The 20591-nt window shown below is 36.1% G+C and carries 17 protein-coding genes; 7 read left to right on the forward strand and 10 right to left on the reverse strand.

The window, feature by feature from the left end; all coding sequences use genetic code 11:
- Nucleotides 1-17: 17 nt before the first annotated feature.
- The 7 genes from KORDIASMS9_RS15680 to KORDIASMS9_RS15710 all read left to right on the forward strand — a co-directional run bounded on the left by KORDIASMS9_RS15680 (nt 18) and on the right by KORDIASMS9_RS15710 (nt 10438).
- Nucleotides 18-3713 carry a fibronectin type III domain-containing protein gene (locus KORDIASMS9_RS15680; RefSeq protein WP_114903746.1) on the forward strand — a complete coding sequence of 1232 codons (3696 nt, stop codon included), beginning with the start codon at nt 18-20 and terminating at the stop codon, nt 3711-3713.
- 74 nt (nt 3714-3787) lie between these two features.
- Nucleotides 3788-4795, forward strand: coding sequence for a glycosyltransferase family 2 protein (locus KORDIASMS9_RS15685; RefSeq protein ID WP_205318003.1), 1008 nt, complete (start codon nt 3788-3790; stop codon nt 4793-4795).
- Nucleotides 4796-4797: 2 nt separating this feature from the next.
- Nucleotides 4798-5760 carry a hypothetical protein gene (locus KORDIASMS9_RS15690; RefSeq protein WP_114903747.1) on the forward strand — a complete coding sequence of 321 codons (963 nt, stop codon included), beginning with the start codon at nt 4798-4800 and terminating at the stop codon, nt 5758-5760.
- On the forward strand, nt 5757-6350 hold the full coding sequence (coaE, locus tag KORDIASMS9_RS15695; RefSeq protein WP_114903748.1) for a dephospho-CoA kinase: 594 nt from the start codon (nt 5757-5759) through the stop codon (nt 6348-6350). The genes KORDIASMS9_RS15690 and coaE overlap by 4 nt, the downstream gene beginning before the upstream one ends.
- A gap of 72 nt (nt 6351-6422) precedes the next feature.
- Nucleotides 6423-8009: a sensor histidine kinase KdpD gene (locus KORDIASMS9_RS15700; RefSeq protein WP_114903749.1), complete on the forward strand. Its 1587-nt coding sequence runs from the start codon at nt 6423-6425 to the stop codon at nt 8007-8009.
- A 5-nt stretch (nt 8010-8014) separates the two neighbouring features.
- Entirely contained in the window at nt 8015-8728 is a 714-nt protein-coding gene (locus KORDIASMS9_RS15705; protein WP_108115881.1) for a response regulator transcription factor, read from the forward strand.
- A 180-nt stretch (nt 8729-8908) separates the two neighbouring features.
- Nucleotides 8909-10438 carry a T9SS type A sorting domain-containing protein gene (locus tag KORDIASMS9_RS15710; RefSeq protein ID WP_114903750.1) on the forward strand — a complete coding sequence of 510 codons (1530 nt, stop codon included), beginning with the start codon at nt 8909-8911 and terminating at the stop codon, nt 10436-10438.
- Here the strand turns inward: KORDIASMS9_RS15710 and KORDIASMS9_RS15715 are convergent.
- From KORDIASMS9_RS15715 to KORDIASMS9_RS15760, 10 genes are all read right to left on the reverse strand, one after another.
- A complete protein-coding gene (locus tag KORDIASMS9_RS15715) occupies nt 10435-10938 on the reverse strand; it encodes a cupin domain-containing protein (RefSeq protein WP_114903751.1) in 504 nt (167 codons plus the stop codon). The genes KORDIASMS9_RS15710 and KORDIASMS9_RS15715 overlap by 4 nt on opposite strands.
- Before the next feature lie 99 nt (nt 10939-11037).
- On the reverse strand, nt 11038-11949 hold the full coding sequence (miaA, locus tag KORDIASMS9_RS15720; RefSeq protein ID WP_114903752.1) for a tRNA (adenosine(37)-N6)-dimethylallyltransferase MiaA: 912 nt from the start codon (nt 11947-11949) through the stop codon (nt 11038-11040).
- An 8-nt stretch (nt 11950-11957) separates the two neighbouring features.
- Nucleotides 11958-12788, reverse strand: coding sequence for an ion transporter (locus tag KORDIASMS9_RS15725; RefSeq protein WP_114903753.1), 831 nt, complete (start codon nt 12786-12788; stop codon nt 11958-11960).
- A gap of 12 nt (nt 12789-12800) precedes the next feature.
- Nucleotides 12801-14765 carry a DUF3857 domain-containing protein gene (locus KORDIASMS9_RS15730; RefSeq protein WP_114903754.1) on the reverse strand — a complete coding sequence of 655 codons (1965 nt, stop codon included), beginning with the start codon at nt 14763-14765 and terminating at the stop codon, nt 12801-12803.
- Between the two features lie 15 nt (nt 14766-14780).
- The gene (locus KORDIASMS9_RS15735; RefSeq protein ID WP_114903755.1) at nt 14781-16142 is read right to left on the reverse strand and encodes an exonuclease domain-containing protein; all 1362 of its coding nucleotides are present in this window, start codon (nt 16140-16142) and stop codon (nt 14781-14783) included.
- 189 nt (nt 16143-16331) lie between these two features.
- Nucleotides 16332-16991, reverse strand: a complete 660-nt coding sequence (locus tag KORDIASMS9_RS15740; protein WP_114903756.1) for a YggS family pyridoxal phosphate-dependent enzyme — start codon at nt 16989-16991, stop codon at nt 16332-16334.
- Nucleotides 16992-17412: 421 nt separating this feature from the next.
- Nucleotides 17413-18642, reverse strand: coding sequence for a DUF1015 domain-containing protein (locus KORDIASMS9_RS15745; RefSeq protein ID WP_114903757.1), 1230 nt, complete (start codon nt 18640-18642; stop codon nt 17413-17415).
- Nucleotide 18643: 1 nt separating this feature from the next.
- A complete protein-coding gene (locus tag KORDIASMS9_RS15750; RefSeq protein ID WP_114903758.1) occupies nt 18644-19258 on the reverse strand; it encodes a M23 family metallopeptidase in 615 nt (204 codons plus the stop codon).
- Complete coding sequence (locus KORDIASMS9_RS15755) at nt 19255-19695, reverse strand: YcxB family protein (RefSeq protein WP_114903759.1); 441 nt, start codon at nt 19693-19695, stop codon at nt 19255-19257. The genes KORDIASMS9_RS15750 and KORDIASMS9_RS15755 overlap by 4 nt, the downstream gene beginning before the upstream one ends.
- Nucleotides 19695-20582 carry a 3-hydroxybutyryl-CoA dehydrogenase gene (locus KORDIASMS9_RS15760; protein WP_114903760.1) on the reverse strand — a complete coding sequence of 296 codons (888 nt, stop codon included), beginning with the start codon at nt 20580-20582 and terminating at the stop codon, nt 19695-19697. Before KORDIASMS9_RS15760 ends, KORDIASMS9_RS15755 begins: the two co-directional genes overlap by 1 nt.
- Nucleotides 20583-20591: the final 9 nt, after the last annotated feature.

Genomic DNA, 20591 nt, shown 5'->3' on the forward strand with positions numbered 1-20591 from the left:
GCTAAAACTAATAACAAATGAAAAAAACTACAATTAAAATTTTTTGTATAATGTTTTTTGTGTGTACCTATCTAGGTTTCTCACAAACATTAAATCAAAATGCAATGTGGCCAAATCCAGCTTGGTCGCTAACAGGAACTTACAATGCAGATCCTTCGGCTCTTGAGGCTGATCCTACGGTTACAGCAAACTTTGCCTTTGATGACGATGATGCTGGAAATGGAAGTGATGATGACATCGCTGCAGAATCACCAGTTATTGATTTAACAGCTGCATTCATGGCAGGAGAAACATGGATTACCGTGTCTGGAAACCTTGTTTACAATTATAATAATGACGACATTCTACAATTCGAATATTGGGATGCAGATGCAAGTACTTGGAATGTATTCAGTGGACCAATTGATGCTGACACAGCTACACCTCCAACAAATAATTTTTGTGCTGGTACTAGCGAAGCTTACACAACAGATGTTCTTAATATCGTAGGATTTACACCAACACAATTATCCGGATTTAGATACAGAATCTATTTTGACGATTTAGTAGGTGGACCAGGGTTTGAGTGGGGATTTTGTTTTGATGCTCCAACAATCACTTCGGCAACACCGCCATCATGTCCAGATCCATCTATGTTAATGGCAGCGAATATTACTGATACGACTGCAGATTTATCATGGACAGAAAGCGGATCAGCAACAGCATGGGATATTGAAGTTGTCACTACAGGAACACCTCCAACAGGTACACCAACAGCAACGGCAGTTACAAATCCATATACACTAACAGGTCTTACGGAAAATACAGAATACGACTATTATGTAAGAGCAAATTGCGGTGTTGACGGCACTTCTGCTTTTATTGGACCTTTTACATTCAGAACTGCTTGTGCAGCAATAGCAGCGCCTTACACGGAAAACTTTGAAACTTTTACGACAGGAGGTGCAGCATTTATATTCGAAAACTGCTGGACAGGAACAGGCGGCGGATACTATTGGGAATCTGCACCAGGAACTGATAATGGATCGGCCGGAACAGGACCAGACCCAACGATTACTACAGGAAATTATTTTTATACAGAAGCATCTAATGGATCTTCTGGAGACACTACAGAGTTAATCTCTCCGTTAATAGATTTAACAGCTCTTGCGGCACCAGCATTGACGTTTAACTATCACATGTTTGGTGTACAAATAGGAACTTTAGATGTATTGGTAAATGGAACAACAAATGTATGGTCTTTATCTGGAGAACAGCAAGCTAGTGCAACGGCTCCTTGGGAACTTGCAGTGGTAAACTTATCTGCGTATGCAGGGCAAACGATAACTGTTACTTTCAGAGGAACGAGCGCAGGAACATTTGAAGGAGATATCTCAATAGATAATATAGCATTTACAGAATTACCATCTTGTGCTGCGCCAAACGCACTCACAGCTACAAACATTGATGGTTTCTCTGCGGATTTAGGTTGGACAGAAAACGGAACAGCAACCGTATGGAATATCGAATTAGTTGATATCACTGGCGGTGGAACAGCAACAGGAACGCCAACAGCTTCAGGTATTACTACAAATCCTTACAGCGCGACTGGGTTAGAAACAACTAATGATTACGAATTTTATGTGCAAGCAGATTGTGGTGTTGATGGCACTTCCGCATGGGTTGGACCATTTGCATTTTCTACAACTGTAGCATGTCCAGAACCAACTGCTTTAACAGCAACTAATATATTAACTACATCTGCTGACTTAGGATGGACAGCCGGAGGTTCAGAAACCTTATGGGATGTTGAAATCGTTGATATCACAGGAGGTGGAACTGCTACAGGAACTCCAACAGCAACGGGAGTAGCAAACCCTTACTCTGCTACTGGCTTAACAGATGACAATACTTATGAATTCTATGTAAGAGCCGACTGTGGAGGTAATGGAACTTCTACATGGGCAGGACCATTTACCTTTACAACTGCATGTAATGCACTTGTGGCTCCATATACAGAAGATTTCGAAACATTTACAACAGGAGGTTCAGCTTTTACAAATGAAAACTGTTGGACAGGAACAGGTGGTACTTATTATTGGGAATCTGCTCCAGGAACGGATGCCGGTTCAGGAGGAACAGGACCATCACCAACTATTACTACTGGAAACTATTTTTACACAGAAGCATCAGCAGGAGCAAGTGGTGATACAACAGATTTAATATCTCCGTTAGTAGATTTATCTGGATTAACTGTACCAGCATTGATTTTTAACTATCACATGTATGGCGGACAAATAGGAACTCTAGATGTACTCGTAAATGGAACAACAAATGTTTGGACATTAAGTGGAGAACAACAAACATCTGATACAGCTCCTTGGGAATTGGCGGTAGTTGACTTATCTGCCTTTGCAGGTCAAACAATATCTGTGACATTCAGAGGAACAAGTGCAGGTACCTTTGAAGGAGACATTTCTATTGACAATGTATCTTTTACAGAATTCCCAGCATGTGCAACACCTAATGCTTTAAATGCAACAAACTTAACAGATACAGCTGCCGATTTAGGATGGACGGAAAACGGAACAGCTACAGCTTGGGACATAGAAATTGTGGATATAACTGGAAGCGGAATGGCTACAGGAACACCAACAGTTTCTGGAGTCATGAATCCTTACACAGCTACAGGACTCACACAAAATAATGATTATTGTTTTTATGTAAGAGCCGATTGTGGTGGAGGAACATTCTCAGCGTGGGCTGGACCATTCTGCTTTACAACATTGGAAACTTGTCCTGCACCATCAGCGTTGACAGCTACCAATATTATGGAAACTTCTGCTGATTTAGGTTGGACAGAAAACGGAACTTCAACTCTTTGGAACATCGAAATTGTTGACATCACTGCTGGCGGAACGGTAACTGGAACTGCCACTGATGAAGGAGTTACCACAAATCCGTTCACTGCAACAGGTTTAGTTGGAGATAATAGCTACGAGTTTTATGTACAGGCTGATTGTGGTGTAGATGGCGTATCTGCTTGGGCAGGACCGTTTTCTTTCAGTACACCTTATGTAGCTGTACCGCCAGATTGTACAAATGGTATCTTCTTAGATTCAGGAGGACAATCAGGTAACTACGGTATTAGTGAAAATATTACCTATACAATTTGTCCAGACATGGCAGGTGAAGCGGTAACAGTAGAATTTACATTCTTTTCTTTAGAAAACAATGGAGCTACTGGATGTTGGGATGGATTAACAATTCATGATGGGCCAGACAATATGGCTGCCACAATTGATTCACCTAATGGACCACTTTGGTGTTGGGATAGAAACGATATGCCAGCAGAAGGTTCAGGAGATTTACAAGGAATGATGATTACATCTTCAGACGCTTCTGGATGTTTAACATTTGTATTTACATCTGATACCTCAGTAACAAGACCAGGATGGACAGCAAATGTTACCTGTGGACCATTATCTGTAGAATCTGCTGAAGTGAGAGGTTTTGTACACTATGTAAACACAAACAATAATAGCTTTGTAGTAAACTCGCAAAGTATTATTGAGTCCATTGAAGTATATAACTTAGTTGGACAAACGATTACACGTGTAGAACCAAATGCATCTGAAGGTGCAGCATTCTTAACTTCTGCCAGAAACGGAGTGTACTTTGCAAGAGTAACCTTAGAAAATGGAAGAACTTCAGTCGTCAAATTCGTGAAGTAACTTTCTAAACATATATTTATCATTAAAAGCTGTTCTTCATTGAACAGCTTTTTTTGTTTCGCTATATTTGCGGCATGCAAATAACATTTTCCATTGTGGTTCCTGTATACAACAGACCAGATGAAGTAGCAGAACTATTAGAAAGTATTTCTAAACAAACCTTTCAAGAAGATGTTGAAGTGGTTATTGTAGAAGATGGTTCTACGCTACCCGCAAAAGATGTGGTAGCTCCGTATACAGATTCGCTAAACATTAGCTATTACTTCAAACCAAATTCAGGACCTGGCGATTCACGCAATTATGGAATGAAACGCGCCAAAGGAAACTATTATCTTATCTTTGATTCAGACTGTATTTTACCACCGCAATATTTATCAGAAGTTTCAAAAGCATTAGAAAACAAGTATGTTGATTGTTTTGGTGGACCAGATGCAGCACATAGTTCCTTCACAGACATACAAAAAGCAATCAGCTATGCAATGACTTCACTTTTAACTACAGGTGGAATTCGTGGCAGAAAAAAGGCAGTCAATAAATTTCAACCAAGAAGTTTCAATATGGGCATTTCTAAAGCAGCCTTTGAAGCCACACAAGGTTTTGGACAAATTCACCCAGGAGAAGATCCTGATCTCACCATTCGCATTTGGAACGCGGGTTACGAAACACTACTCATTCCAGAAGCGTATGTGTATCACAAACGTAGAATTTCTTGGAAAAAATTTTATATTCAAGTCAATAAGTTTGGAATGGTGCGTCCAATACTAAACTCGTGGCATCCGGAAACGGCAAAACTTACGTATTGGTTTCCTACGTTATTTTGTGTTGGTTTACTAGTTTCTATAGTATTGAGCATATTTTTTGTTTTTCATTGGTTTTTAATAGGATATGCTGTATATTTTAGTATCCTATTGCTAGATGCTTTCCGAACAACGAAAAGTGTCAAAATTGCGATATTATCCATCATTGCGGTGTGTATTCAATTTTATGGCTATGGTGTTGGATTTCTAAAATCGACCATCGCACTAAAACTATTTAAACAAAAACCTGAAGAATGCTTTCCGAAGCTCTTCTTTAAAAAATAAACATGCTTAAAGGAATTAAAAGTTTATTTGCAGAAATATTTAAAAAGAAAAAGATAAACGTGTTTCTTCTCTTTTTCTTGATTTCTTTTGTGGTGTGGACACTCGTAAAGCTTGCCAATACGTACACAGATACGGTGGTCATGAAAGTAGTATATGCAAATTTGGCCGACGATAAAATTCTATTAGGAGGTGATGAAAGTATGCTGCAAGTGCAAGTGAAAACGACAGGTTTTCGCATGTTGCGACAAAAATTCTTTACAAAAGAAGTAGAAGTTGATCTGAATAAAGTTTCCAAAGCAAACAAAGAAAACACTTTTTATGTATTGGCAGATGCTGCTGTAAATAAACATTTGTATCAAGAAATTGAAATTTTAAAAGTATCACCAGACACCTTATTTTTTACCTTAGGAAAGAACAAAACCAAACGTGTTCCCGTAATTCATCAATTAGAATTGGAATTTGAAAAAGGCTATAATCTGTATGATTCCTTACGTGTAGCACCAGAATTTATAGACATTTCTGGTCCTGAAGATGTTGTAGATGAAGTAAAAGTTGTGTACACTGAAATCAAACAATTGGAAGCGATCAATACCGATATTGATCTAACATTACAATTGCTTAAAAATGATTCTTTAAAGCGTTTAACATATGCACAACCAACGGTAAAAGCAATTGCGAAAGTAGATAAATACACGGAAGGAAAACTGAGCATTCCATTACAAGTACAAAATCTTCCGCAAGGATATTCCATCAAGCTATTTCCTAAAGAAGTAAGCGTTACGTTTACCACAAATGTTTCTGACTTTAATGAAATTACACAAAACGACTTTACCATGTATTGCGATTACAACGATGTAAAAAACACGAATGCTTCCTTTTTCATTCCGAAATTGGCTAAGTTTCCAACATCGTTGAAGAGTTATCGCATTGAAAACAAAAAAATAAACTTTTTAATCAAAAAATGATTGTAGGACTTACAGGCGGCATTGGCAGCGGAAAAACCACCATTGCAAACATGTTTCATGAATTGGGCGTTTCTATCTATATTGCGGATGTTGAAGCGAAAAAGCTGATGAATGCTTCTAAGGAAATCAAAGAAGAACTGATGGCTGCTTTTGGTGCAAAAACCTATGTTGATGGAGAACTCAACCGAAGTTATTTGTCAAACATTGTATTCAATCAGCCAGAAAAACTTCAACAAATCAACGCCATTGTGCATCCGCGTGTTGGTCAGCATTTTAAAGATTGGTATGCGGCTCGAAGCAAAGAAACCTATATTATAAAAGAAGCAGCGATTCTTTTTGAAAATGGTTCTTACCAACAATGCGATAAAATCATCACAGTAGTCGCGCCCTTAGAAACACGTTTTCAACGTTTGCTAAAGAGAGACCAAACCACACGGGAAGCCATTCAAAGTCGCATGGACAATCAGTGGACTGATGCCAAAAAAATAGCACTTTCTGATTATGTAATTCACAACGAAGACTTGGAAAAAGCAAAAGAACAAGTCGCTAAAATTCATCAAGAAATATCGCTGTTACGCTCGAAAATCTGATGAAATTAACATATTTGTTAAGGTTTGGTTAAAAAGTTAATATAACCGATATTATACGTTAATTTTGATCAAATGAGTAAACGATTATTTATTGTTCTAGTCATTTTGATGAGTCTATCGCTCTTCGGGATTATATTTGTTCAAGGATATTGGATCGCTTCTGCTGTTGAAGAAAAGCAGGAATCTTTCTCTCTAAATGCAAATCAAATCTTAAATAGTGTGTCGGAAAGAGTCACCGAATACGAAGATCGTAGATACTATTTAAAGTTTCAAAAATTAATAGATAGTGTTGGTGATTTAAAAGATTCACAAGTATTAAACGTCTTTCAAATTACTAGTAGAGATGAAAAAAACAATGAAACTAGTATTTACACACGCGGTATAATAGAAGAAGATTACAATATATTTCCAACGTTCATTGACAGTGCTTCCGAAGATGACAGCACCTCCATAAAAAATTACAAAGTCATTGAATCACGTGTGACTTTTCGAGAAGATATGCTAGATGGTACAGGTTTGAAACTGTCACCTGTGCAGAAATTTAGGAAAGTAAACAGTATCTCAAAAATGATGGCACAGTATATAGATGCCATTAGGGAATTGGCAAAACAAGCGCCGATTGACGAACGTGTAACAACAGACTTGCTTTCGTTTTTGATACAAGGATATTTGAATGAAATGGATTTGGATTTAGATTATGAATATGGTGTGTACGATGACGGACTTGCCACAAAGATAAAATCTGACGGATTCAAAATCACTGATGACGGATTGTACGATGTACCACTTTTTGAAGATGAAGACGAAGAAAGCGGTTATACATTATATGTAAACTTTCCGAAGCGTAACAAATATGTATTATCATCTATCATGGGCATGGCAATTATGTCTATTGTTTTTACGTTAATCATTATAATAGCGTATTCAAGTGCTTTGTATCAGTTGATAAAACAGAAACAAATTTCTGAAATCAAAACGGATTTCATCAACAATATGACGCATGAGTTTAAAACGCCGATTGCAACCATTAATCTAGCTTTAGATGCAGTGCGAAACCCTAAAGTAATTGATGATAAAGAAAAAGTAAAGCGGTATTTAAGAATGATTCGCGAGGAAAATAAACGCATGCACGCACAGGTTGAAAATGTATTGCAAATATCCAAGTTAGAAAAAAATCAATTGGATATCAGTAAGGATGAAGTAGATGTACACGACTTAATTGAAGATGCGATGTCGCATATTGAATTGATTGTAGAAGATCGTAAAGGATATATAAAAACGCATTTAGAAGCAGGAGATTCAATGGTTATGGCAAACGACACACACTTTACCAATGTATTGGTAAATGTATTGGACAATGCTATTAAATACACGGAAGGTGAACCAAAAATTGATATTTTCACAGAAGTAGTGAAAAATAATAGTACCATACAGATTAAAGTAAAAGATCAAGGACAAGGAATGTCCAAATCTGTACAAAAGAGAATATTTGAAAAATTTTATAGAGAACATACAGGTGACATACATAATGTAAAAGGGCACGGACTTGGCTTGGCTTATGTAAAACGTATTATTGATGACCACGGTGGTCAAATCAGCGTTGAAAGTGAAAAAGGCAAAGGAAGTACATTCATTATCAAATTACCATTAATATCGTAACTAACATGGAGATTCAAAACAAAAAGATTTTATTAGTAGAAGATGATCCGAATTTTGGAACTGTATTAAAAGACTATCTTTCAATGAACGATTATGACGTTGTTCATGCAAAAAACGGAATGGAAGGATTTGAAAAATTCAAAAAAGACAATTTCGACCTTTGCATCTTAGACGTGATGATGCCGTACAAAGATGGTTTTACACTTGCGAAAGAAATTCGTGAAAAAAATACCGAAGTTCCTATCATTTTCTTAACTGCCAAAGCATTAAAAGAAGATGTGATGAAAGGATACAAAGTAGGCGCAGACGACTACTTAAACAAACCTTTCGATTCGGAAGTATTATTGATGAAAATCAAAGCAATAATGCAACGTAAAACATCAGATTCTGTAGCAGATAGCAAACAATTCGAATTCGAAATTGGACGATTCAGCTTAAACTCAAAACTTCGTTTTTTAACGTTTGATGAGGAAGAGCCAATTAAATTATCCCCAAAAGAAAACGAATTATTACGTTTGTTAGCATTGCACGAAAATGATTTGATGCCTAGAGAATTAGCATTGACTAAAATTTGGAGAGATGATAACTATTTCACTTCAAGATCTATGGATGTATATATAGCCAAACTACGTAAATACTTGAAAAGAGATGAAGACGTAGAAATCTTAAACATTCACGGAGAAGGATTCAGATTAGTGATCAAAAACAAAGCAGAGTAATAGAGTAGTACTGCTCCAGTTTCCCCTCAAACATTGAAAAAATAGTCGACTTCCCGAATGTCGACTTTTTCATGTATTCCCTAGTAAGTCTATGGAGTATACTTTTTAACACTTGCCAAGCAAATTACTTTTTTAAAAAATAATTCAGTTTTTTTAGTACCTTTAACTAAACTGATTGCTATGAAAAAATACTACTTACTACTTACCTTTTTAATTGGGGTATGTTCTTTATATTCTCAAAATTTAGATTCCTATAATTTTGTAAAAACAACGATTTCAGGATTTGATTTATGGAGTTATGCAATGACTACAGATAATGCTGGGAATATATATGCTACCGGTAAAACTGAAAGTCTTGACACTGACTACGAGGAAATTGTCGTTATAAAATACTTGCCAAATGGAGCTATCGACAGTTCATTTGGTACAGATGGTGTTTTTTCGTATGATTTTGGTTCAATGTTATATCAAAGAGGCAATGATATTACAGTAGCTACGAACGGGAAAATATTAATAACAGGTTACGCTTCAGTATCTTACACACATCAAAATTTGTTTGTGATGCGATTGAATCAAAATGGAACGTTGGACACGAGCTTCAATACGGATGGCGTATTTACAATTGATAACGGATATAAAAATAATGCTCATAAAATTGTGATTGCTAATGGAGGTAAAATTTTTATTGGTGGAACTATTGCTACAAGTACTACTAGCCAACTAGCTATGCTAAAATTGAACGATAATGGAACTTATGATACTACTTTTAATCTTGATGGAATAAGTGCTACTGATATCGGAAATAATTCCGATAACAATTATATAAAAGACATGGATATACTTCCCGATGGCAAAATAATGACGCTTGCCGCCACAGGATACAGTATATTACTTGTCAGATTCACAAATAATGGTGAACTAGATACAACCTTTGGTGCTGGTGATGGAATCTACGAATACAGTCCAGGAAATATTAATTATGAATATTATGCAAGCGAATTTCATATAAATACTGATGGCACTATATTTATATTAGCTACGAAAGACTGTGTTGGCTGCAATCCTGGAAGTGGAAGTAATGTTAGTCGTTGGGTTTTTAAAATAGACACTAATGGAGCTTTTGACAATACATTTAGTGGCAATGGAGAATATTATATAGACAATTTTCTCTCTCCACGAGTGGCTTTTGCCATTACCGATGCACAAGAAATATACATCGCAGTTAAAAGGTATGATTTTGAACTTCGAAAACTTACCAGTAGCGGAACTTTAGATACTTCCTTTCATTCAGATGGAATCTGGAATACAACTACAGTAGATCATAGAAAAATGTATCCTTTAGAAATGAGTTTGGATTCAAGTGGAGAATTAATGATCTTAGGAAAATTCTTTTATCCTGGGTTTTTAGATAATTCATTCATCTTTTATAACGGACCTACACAAAATAATGTTGTACTTAGCGTGGAAGAAGCTCAGTTAGATGGAGGTTTTGCACTATATCCAAATCCTACGAAAGATGTTTTTTATGTAAAAAATGACAATATCAATTCGCCAATAGCTATTGAAGTTTACAATAGTTTAGGAATGCAATTATTTACCAAAAAGCTCTCTCACATAGACAATAGTATAAGTTTGCAAGGATATGCAAGTGGCGTGTATTATGTGAAATTTTCAGGAACAAATACAACTCAAACAATTCTAAAAAACTAGCGTGTTAATTTGTGGATAATGTCCGAATGTTGCGGATATTCTTCTTGCAATGCTGCACGATCTGCCAATTCGAAATCATCAAAATCAAATCCTGGTGCTACGGTACAACCGACAAATGCATACGAATCTTTTTTTGCCACACTTGACGCGAACCAACAACCCGCAGGAACTACCAATTGCGGTTGCTCTCCGTTGTCAAAATCCATTCCGACTTTATATTCTGTATACGTTCCAGAAGCATCCATCACATGAACACTTAAAGAACTTCCGCCGTAAAAGTGCCAAATTTCATCTTGTTTAATTCGGTGAAACGCAGAAAAATTCTCAGAAGTCAATAAAAAATAAATACTCGTACAATAACTGCGATCACCTGAAAAATTAGCTGGTAACGCTTCTTTTGGAATCATAGTTTTACTTCTGTAGACTTCTTTATAAAATCCACCTTCGGGATGTGGTAACAATTGTAAATTTTGAACGAGTTTGTTTATAGCTGGGTTCATTTTTTTGGGTTTAGTATGTTAGTATCGGCTTCGCCATTTAGAATTGGTATTACTACACAACTCTAGCGAGATTTGTAATCTCATGTACAATTTGAAACGTTAGCGGTTCAATAGAAGTGTATCAACTTTCTCAATAATCGTATTTATATCTTCTTCATAATCAAACCACAACGTATGTTCATCTCTTCGAAACCATGTTCCTTGTCGTTTGGCAAAACGGCGTGTATTCTTTTTAATCTCGCTCACGGCGAATTCTAAGGTCCAATTTCCATCTAAATATTCAAAAAGTTCACGATAGCCAACCGTTTGCAAGGCATTCAAGGTTTTGTGTGGATGCAACACTTTGGCTTCTTCCAACAAACCCTCTTGCATCATCATATCTACTCTGCGGTTGATGCGATCATACACAATTTCCCGATCGGCAGTAAGGCCAACTTTAATCGTTTTAAAACTTCGTGATGCTGATGTGTCTTTCAAAAAGCTAGAATACGGTTTGCCACTTCCAATGCAAATTTCCAACGCGCGTATCAAACGATGTGGATTTTCCAATGCCACACGCTCATAATACACAGGATCTAACACTTTCAATTGTTGTTGAAGCGAAGCAATACCTTCTTTGGCAAGTTGTGCGTTCAACTGTGTTCTTATGTTTGAATCTACTTTTGGGAACTCGTCCAAACCTTTTACAACTGCATCGACATACAATCCGCTTCCGCCAACCATAATGACAATATTGTGTTTTTCAAACAATGCATCAAGTTTGGCAATGGCATCTCTTTCAAACTGTCCGACATTATAACTATCAAAAATGCTCACATGCTGAATAAAATGATGTGGTGCAGCATGCAGTTCTTCATCCGAAGGAACGGCAGTTCCTAGCTGCATTTCTTTAAAAAACTGTCGCGAATCGCACGAAATAATTTCTGTTTGAAAATGTTGCGCCAATTTGATACTTAGCGCAGTTTTTCCAATAGCAGTCGCACCGACAACAGAAATAAGGGTTTTTGTCATAAAAAAGATTAATCAGTTTCTTCGGGATGTAATGGTTCTCCACAATCAAAACAATATTCTGCTCCATTGCGGTGTCCTTCCGTAGCACAATTTGAACAAGACAATGTATTGAGTTGAATGTCGTCTTTTTCCATGCTGGCGAGCTCCGCAGTGACAATTCCCGTAGGAACGGCGATAATTCCATAACCTAAAATCATAATGATGGAGGCGATAGATTGCCCAAGTGGAGTCAGTGGTGCAATATCTCCATAACCTACAGTTGTAAGCGTGACAATTGCCCAATAAATACTTCGAGGAATACTCGTAAAACCACTTTCTTCATTGCTTTCTATCAAATACATGATAGAACCTAAAATGGTACACAAAATCAAGATAAACATAATGAATACGCCAATTTTGATACGACTCGCTCTCAAAGCACGCATGATATTATTAGATTCACCAATATAACGCGTAAGCTTTAAAATTCTAAAAACACGCATCAAACGCAATGCACGTAAGGCAATGAGTGATTGTGATCCTACTATAAATAAAGAGAGGTATTTTGGAATGGTAGATAAAAAGTCGATAACACCATAAAAACTAAATATATACCTACTTGGTTTTCTGATAGAAATGATTCTGGCAATATATTCAATGGAAAAAAGAATGGTAATGACCCATTCAGCGATATCTAAAAATTTGCCATGCTTCAATCGAAATTCATCTACACTTTCAAGCATCACCAATGCAATACTCGCCAAAATTAAGATGAGTAAAACAATATCAAAAAGTTTACCTGCAGGTGTATCTGCTTCGTAAATGATTTCATGTAATTTAGATTTCCAACTTTTCGCCATATTGCTAAAATACTACAATTTCTTTTTAATGGCTATTCTTGTGTTTTTTTGAAGAATGGATAATTTACTAAAAAATTCTTTAAGCTCCTGATATTCTGAGGGTTCAAAATAATAATTATTCAAAATAAGTTTGAATGAAAGGTTTAATTGTCCACCTTGTTGAATGGTTTTCATTCCGCAAACAGCTTTTCCACCTGCTAAGGTAAAAGTTTGGTTTTCTGGAACATTTACATATTCATAATTGGAAGGAATGGACGCCAAAAAACGCGTCGTATAAATTCGTGAAAACGCAAAATCTACAGGATATTCTCGTTGTTCAAGTGTAAACGGATTTTTAGAAAATACTTTCATAAAGAAAGGATCTAAAAAAGTTTCGTTAGCCGAAAAACCATCTTCGTCAAATTCTAAAGTAAAAACTTCTTTGATGGGTTTTTCTACATTTAACAATTCGTCAACTTCATAATCTGAAATTTCTAAATAAGTAAAATTATCTTCTAAATCGTTCAAATATGCTTCCGTGCCTTGTTCCGAAAATTCTGCACGTTTTTGATAGGCTAAGTATCCTGTGTTCGTCTGCGAAAGCTTCCCTTTGGCAGTTCCATCTTCTTGCACTGTAAGCGTTACCATCGTATTTTGACGATTTTCAGGAAATGGACTGATCGGATACCAATAACTCGGATTCTTAAAATCCATAGCGCGACCATTGTAATTGAGCGCGCGCGTTGGCAACAAACCAAATGATAATTCTTTTTCAGTAGCATCTAACAAAAACGTTTCTTTACCAATGGTAATTTTCGCAATCAAATAATTAAAATCAGACATCACAGGATGCTTTTGTGTTGGCAACCCTTTGGCACGTGTAGACAACATCACCGTTTCCGTTTTAATATCTGCCGCTAACAAACTATTGACTAGTGACAGATTGATCTCAGAAACGTTTCCAACTTTCTCTTGAAACGCTTGACGCACATTCGCATCATCAAACAATCCATATTCTCCATTCCACGCATAATGATTTTTGATAAATTCATACACGCCTTTTGCTTTTTTTAATGAAGATTTTTCATTCAACACTTCATCTGGAAGTTGATTTTTAAAGAACGATTTTTTTCGTACTTGTGCGCCAATATCTTTGTCTTTTCGCATTTCCTTATCAATCGCTTTCCAAGTTTTGGTATACACATCTTTTCCGCCATCAAAACGAATAAATTCTGAAAGTTCAAAAGCAATTTTAGACAAATAATTATTTTTAGAAAGCATATACGATTCTTCCTTAAATGCAGGAATATCTCTCATGGCGTACTTTAACAATTCGCAATCTGCACGACCAATCATGCCTGGAATTTTAAAACATTTTTTTTTGACAGTAGCTTTATTAACGTCTAAATTTTGAAATCCTTTCAAGGTGCGATTATAGCGATAATTGGCAGGGATTTTTGCGTTGAATTCACTATACACTTTTGGAATATCTGATTGAAAATCCCATCCTTCAAAATTGAAAATAAACGGCGATTCTAGCGTATATTGGTATTCCAAAACGCTTCCCACTTTTACATTCGGAAACGTGAAGCGTTCTTCTCCATAAAATCTATTGATGTCTACCTTAAACACTTGATTCGTTGCAAGCTCATTTTTTTCCCCAGGATTGTGGGTAATGGCTTTTACATTTTTGATGACTTCAAACGATTTTTTCCCTCTATAAAAAGGAATGTTAATGTTGGCTTCTGTAATTCCTTGTTTGTCTAAAATTTTAATTTTTGCGTAAAAATGCTTTACCAAGAAAATACGTTCGTTAATCACATCAAAATAATTCTCGCCATATTCTTCTAAAATAACGGCGTGTGCAGTGGTATCTTTTGCATACACAGTCATGTTCAACTCGTCTTGTGTGACTTTATTAAACTTAACGCTCATTGGATTTTGCGCATGCAATGTGAGGGTACATAAAATGGTAACTAGGATGTAAATCGGTTTCATGAAATTGTTAATGTATTATAAAGTAATGATTTTTAATTTATTTTTTCTGCGGAGATGACTCTGAATAATATGTTGCACATCGCGATTGTTTTGCATCGGAGTAATGATACTTTTCAGTACGTCTTTGTTGGTAATTTGATAATTAAGACTGTAAAACCCAAAGCCTTTATATTCACCATTTTCAATTAAAATAGCGCTGCGTTCATCATGGTGACGTCCCCGATCAATAATCAACATATTTTTGCTTGCGTAGCTGTGTTGATCAATCGCTTGCTGTACACGTTTGTTGTAACTTTCAGGCGATTCTTCCTGTATACACGCACCATTACATTCCTTAATCGTATATTGAAAACAGTGTGTTTTACTAGGATGCAATTCGTTAATTTTTTGACACAATCTATAATCTTCTGTCAATTTAAACATAATATGTTTGGCTTGCGACATATTGGTAAATGTGGTAATATATTTTTTGCGTCCGTCTGCTTTTTCAATACGAAATCCGACATAACCGTTTTCGTCTCTATAAGAAGTCATCGCAAATTGAAAAATATGTACTCGCTGTGCGCGATTGTACATAGGTTTTTTACGTTTAATTTCTTCACTTTCCTTCAAAAGCGCAATGAGTTCGCTTCCAGTACGTTCAAAAGTAACTGCAGCAACTTGTTTTTGAATCTTTTTCGATTTGTTATTCGTTCCTGTAAAGTGTTGATTGACCCGTTTTTTGATGTTTTTACTCTTTCCAATATAAATAATATCACCTTTCGCATTGTGCATATAATATACGCCGGTGGCAGAAGGTAAATCTTCAATAATATCGAGTAGGCGTGTGGCTACTTTTTTCCTAATTTCTGTTTTAACTGCTTGCTGAATAATACTTTTCTCAGAATCTTTATCCAACAACAACTGAAACAGTTTTACAGTCGCCAATGCATCGCCAGAAGCTCTATGTCGATCACTCATCGGAATGCCCAATGCACGAACTAATTTTCCAAGTTTGTACGACTCCATTTCTGGAATAAGCTTTTGAGAAAGTTCAACGGTACACAAGGATTTGCGATTGTATTCAAAGCCTAAACGTTTAAATTCTGTTTGAAGAATTCGGTAATCAAAACTTGCGTTGTGCGCGACAAGAATACAATCTTGCGTAATTTCAACCACACGTTTGGCAACCTCGTAGAATTTTGGTGCATCGCGCAGCATTTTGGAATTAATACCTGTCAAATTCACGACAAATGGTTGAATTTCACGTTCTGGATTTACCAAACTGATAAACTGATCTACAATTTCATGACCATCAAATTTATAAATTGCAATTTCTGTAATTCCTTCTTCATTATATTTTCCGCCAGTGGTTTCTATGTCTACTATTGCGTACAAATGATATGCATTGTTTTTAGGATTTCGATGTAAATATAAAAATATCCTTACGATGTTACCTACCGAATGACGCTTAATCTTTAAAAATTATGGATGAAATGCGTGTAAATACCTATTTGTTACTTTTCTTACAATAGTTTCAGGCTATTATCTAATGATTTTTCAAAAAAACAACGGATAAATGCAGCACTATTGATAATTTCGCGCACCAAAAATACTACTTCCAATGCGAACCATTGTGCTTCCTTCTGCAATTGCCAATTCATAATCGCCACTCATGCCCATGGAAATAATTGTTAAGTTTGAATGTATAGGTTGCAAGGCATCAAAAGTAGTTTTTAAGTGTTGAAACTCTTTTTGCACTTGCGTTTGATCGTCTGTAAAGGTTGCCATTCCCATCAAACCGACAATTTGTACATTTTCTAACTGTTGCAACTCCTCAGAAGCGAGTAGGGAAGTTGCATCTTGGGCAGCCATTCCAAATTTAGAATCTTCTTCTGCAATTTTGATTTGAAGCAAACAATTGATCACGCGATTGTGTTTTTTAGCTTGTTTGTCAATTTCTTTCAACAACTTCAAACTATCTACTCCGTGAATCAAATCGACAAACTCCGCCATGTACTTCACCTTATTGCGCTGAACATGACCGATCATGTGCCAAGAAATATCTTTGGGAAGTTGTTCCCACTTTTCCGCCATTTCTTGAATCTTATTCTCGCCAAACACACGTTGTCCTGCGTTGTATGCTTCTTGCAAATCAGAAACAGGTTTTGTTTTAGAAACCGCAACAAGTGTAACGTGCGTTGGTAATTTCTGTTGGTATTCTTGAATTTTGGATGTGATGGACATGTCTTGTAATTAGAATTGTAAAAATAACGATAATTTTAGGAAAAAGCTTGCTTTGGTTGTATTGTGAATTGCCACTTCAATTTTTTAGATGCTATATTATAAATGTTGAATGTTGAATTATTTCAAAGGACATTCAATACTATACAAGTAACAATAGTGAAAGCACAACAATTCGAGTAAATTTTCGCAAGAATACTTATAAAATCATTCGTGAATTCGCGACAAAAAATGGTTAATAGTTTATGAGTTTAGTGATTTAAATAGAAAACCAGCAACAAATAACGAAGTTAAAATGTTAAGTTACGAACGTTAAATTTTAAATTGAAAACAACTCACAACAGGAGCGAAGCGACCAACCCATAACAATCAAAAAAGAAATGTAAAACGCTAAATGTAAAATGAACAAGTATTTTTTCAAACTTTAAAACTCATAAATCGTCACGCCACTGCGCAATTTCGGTTCTATGTAGGTACTTTTTGGTGGCATGACCAATCCTTCATCAGAAATGCGTTTCATTTCATCAACATTCACAGGAACGAGTCCGAAACCAACAGCAAATTCGCCAGAGTCGATGCGGTTTTTCATTTCAATAACATTGTGTTTGTCATACCCGTAATCAATACGATCGTCGTTTCGCAAATCGGTAATGCCCAAAATAGGTTTTAAAATGGTAATATAGAGAATATGTGTGTCTAATTCGCTTAACGAATTGGTGAAATTATAATGTGTTTTTCGCAAATACAACGAATAAAATTCACCGTCCAAATACATGCTAAAATGATGCTTTTTTGAAGGCTTGTACCATTCGTGACCTCGATTTTCAATACGATACATCTGATCTAACTTTAGCAGAAACTGTTCTTTAGACAAACCGTTCAAATCTTTGACCAAGCGATTAAATTCGGAAATACACAATTCAGATTCAGGAATCAAATAACTCATAAACGATTGGTAACTTTCCTTTACCGAAGCATCATTCTCACAATCTTCACTAAGCAAATACGAAGAAGCCGAACGGTGATGTCCGTCTGCAATATAAATAGCTTCCATCTGCGTAAACTCGTCTTGAATGGCTTTAATATCATTTTGATCTTCTACCAGCCATAAATAATGTGTATCTCGATAGGTGGTTGTAAATTCAAATTCTGCGCGTGTGTTGGTGTATTTTTTTAAAATGTTACTAATCACATCAGAATCTGGATAGGTAAGCAGCACAGGTTCGGCATTGAAACCAACTGTTTTTAAGTAATCTTTAAAAATTTGCTCTCTATATTCTATCGTATCTTCATGTTTTTTGATGACGTTGTTTTTATAATCTTCTGTACTTGCTGCGGCGACAATACCTGTAAACACACGTTTTTCACGATTGACAACTCGGTAAATATAAAAACATGGAGATTCATCCTGTACAAAAGTGCCATCTTCCTTAAATTCTAAATAGCGATTGCGCACCAAACCATAGCGTTCTTTTCCAGAAATTTCTTTGTGATATCTGTAGCCAGGATTGACGATGTGTAGAAACGAAAACGGATTGTAATCCAAACGTGCTTCGCGCTCACTTTGCGTATAACTCTGATACGATCGAGAAGCCACCAAACTCACTTTATCGCGTGTGGGACGTACTGCTTTGAATGGATGAATTTTTGCCACCTTAGTTCCTGTTAGAATTGATAAATGTTGTCGGATTGATAAATCCAGTTGTATCTGTACGATATCCGCCACCAAGTTCCATAAAAATATTGTCGCGAATTTCTAAATGTAAATGTGCATAATATGCGCCATCTGCATTTCCAATCGTACCAATTTGCGTACCTTTTGTAACAAAGCTACCTTTTTTTATAGAAATCCTGTCACAATGTGCATATAAAGATTCATAATAGTTGCCTTTATATTTGTGTACAATGCGAATCACATTTCCCCAACCACCGCCAACATTTTCAGCAGCTTTTACATATCCATTTCCAATCGCGTAAATCGGATCGCCTAAGTCAGTATTTCCACCACCTGTTCCGTTCCAATCGTCGCCTAAATGATTGTTTTCAGTGAATTTTTGTGCATTGTAATAGCCTTTAGCGTTGGGTTTCCCGACAGGAAAATCAAAGCTTTTTGAAACATAATTTTTATTTTTCTGAAAAAGATCATCAAAAAATGCCAGCGAATCTTGTGACACAGTCGCCTTTGATGTTTTTTGGTTCGTTGCGTTTTTTGGCTCCGTTTGATGGCAACCAAGCAACCCCAAACATACTATGAAGATGAGTTGCTTCAAGCGTTGATATAGGTTGTGAATTTTTTAAAATCGTCTTCCGAGAAAAAAATATCTCGTGCTATGTATACATATTTTGTTTTGGAGACGTAAATCAGCCAATAATCTTCTTTCGTAACTACATTTTTAAGCTCGCCCATTTTCCATTGCGTACTTTTTTCGTTGATCGTAATTTGCAAGGTTTCCGCATCAAAATGTACTTGTGTTTCCGAGAAAAAAGGTTCTAAATTTTTCACGTAGGTTAAAATCAAATAACTAAAACCTACTACTACAAGCACAATCAAACTATACAAAGCAATCAAACGCCCGAGTTGCCAACCTAATAAAAGTGTCCAAACAATTAGAAAGGGCAAGAGTTGCAACAAACTTCTTCTAAAAATGAAAAAGAAGATATCTCTGTATTTTTTTCGTGTTACCTGATACGTTTTGGTACCAATCATTAGCTAAATATTTTTGCGACTTTTTCCGCTTTTCTACTTTCTGCATAATCGTAAAATCCTTCACCCGATTTTACCCCTAATTTTCCTGCCATTACCATATTGACCAACAACGGACACGGTGCGTATTTTGGATTTTTAAATCCTTCATACATCACGTTTAGGATAGACAAACACACATCCAACCCAATGAAATCTGCCAATTGCAAAGGTCCCATAGGATGCGCCATTCCTAATTTCATCACGGTATCAATTTCTTGAACACCTGCAACGCCGTTGTATAAGGTTTCAATAGATTCGTTGATCATTGGCATCAAAATTCGGTTTGCCACAAATCCTGGATAATCGTTCACTTCCGTAGGCACTTTGTTCAACTTTTTAGACAACTCCATGATGGTATTTGTCACTTCATCAGACGTATTGTAGCCACGGATAATTTCCACCAATTTCATAATCGGCACAGGATTCATAAAGTGCATTCCGATCACCATTTCAGGACGTGAGGTCACCGCTGCAATTTGTGTGATAGAAATGGAAGACGTATTGGTTGCCAAAATGGTGTCATCTGGACATAATTCGTCTAAATCTCTAAATATTTTTAGTTTTAAATCTACATTTTCAGTCGCTGCTTCTACCACCAAACTTGCATATTCAACGCCTTCTTTAATACTTGTGAACGTTGTAATATTGTTTAGTGTATTTTGCTTGTCTTCTTCCGAAATTCGTTCTTTTGACACCATACGATCTAAGTTTTTCGTAATCGTTGCCATTCCTTTATCTAAAGAAGCTTGAGAGATATCTATTAATTGAACATTAAAGCCAAATTGAGCAAAGGTATGCGCAATTCCATTGCCCATCGTTCCTGCCCCGATAACAGCTACATTTTTCATAATATATAG

This window comes from Kordia sp. SMS9 (assembly GCF_003352465.1).
GTDB lineage: Bacteria > Bacteroidota > Bacteroidia > Flavobacteriales > Flavobacteriaceae > Kordia.

Bases quoted from the DNA above. Each gene is read 5' to 3' on its own strand.
- KORDIASMS9_RS15680 (WP_114903746.1), top strand. From the start codon at position 18: ATGAAAAAAACTACAATTAAAATTTTTTGTATAATGTTTTTTGTGTGT.
- KORDIASMS9_RS15685 (WP_205318003.1), top strand. From the start codon at position 3,788: ATGCAAATAACATTTTCCATTGTGGTTCCTGTATACAACAGACCAGAT.
- KORDIASMS9_RS15690 (WP_114903747.1), top strand. From the start codon at position 4,798: ATGCTTAAAGGAATTAAAAGTTTATTTGCAGAAATATTTAAAAAGAAA.
- coaE (WP_114903748.1), top strand. From the start codon at position 5,757: ATGATTGTAGGACTTACAGGCGGCATTGGCAGCGGAAAAACCACCATT.
- KORDIASMS9_RS15700 (WP_114903749.1), top strand. From the start codon at position 6,423: ATGAGTAAACGATTATTTATTGTTCTAGTCATTTTGATGAGTCTATCG.
- KORDIASMS9_RS15705 (WP_108115881.1), top strand. From the start codon at position 8,015: ATGGAGATTCAAAACAAAAAGATTTTATTAGTAGAAGATGATCCGAAT.
- KORDIASMS9_RS15710 (WP_114903750.1), top strand. From the start codon at position 8,909: ATGAAAAAATACTACTTACTACTTACCTTTTTAATTGGGGTATGTTCT.
- KORDIASMS9_RS15715 (WP_114903751.1), bottom strand. From the start codon at position 10,938: ATGAACCCAGCTATAAACAAACTCGTTCAAAATTTACAATTGTTACCA.
- miaA (WP_114903752.1), bottom strand. From the start codon at position 11,949: ATGACAAAAACCCTTATTTCTGTTGTCGGTGCGACTGCTATTGGAAAA.
- KORDIASMS9_RS15725 (WP_114903753.1), bottom strand. From the start codon at position 12,788: ATGGCGAAAAGTTGGAAATCTAAATTACATGAAATCATTTACGAAGCA.
- KORDIASMS9_RS15730 (WP_114903754.1), bottom strand. From the start codon at position 14,765: ATGAAACCGATTTACATCCTAGTTACCATTTTATGTACCCTCACATTG.
- KORDIASMS9_RS15740 (WP_114903756.1), bottom strand. From the start codon at position 16,991: ATGTCCATCACATCCAAAATTCAAGAATACCAACAGAAATTACCAACG.
- KORDIASMS9_RS15755 (WP_114903759.1), bottom strand. From the start codon at position 19,695: ATGATTGGTACCAAAACGTATCAGGTAACACGAAAAAAATACAGAGAT.
- KORDIASMS9_RS15760 (WP_114903760.1), bottom strand. From the start codon at position 20,582: ATGAAAAATGTAGCTGTTATCGGGGCAGGAACGATGGGCAATGGAATT.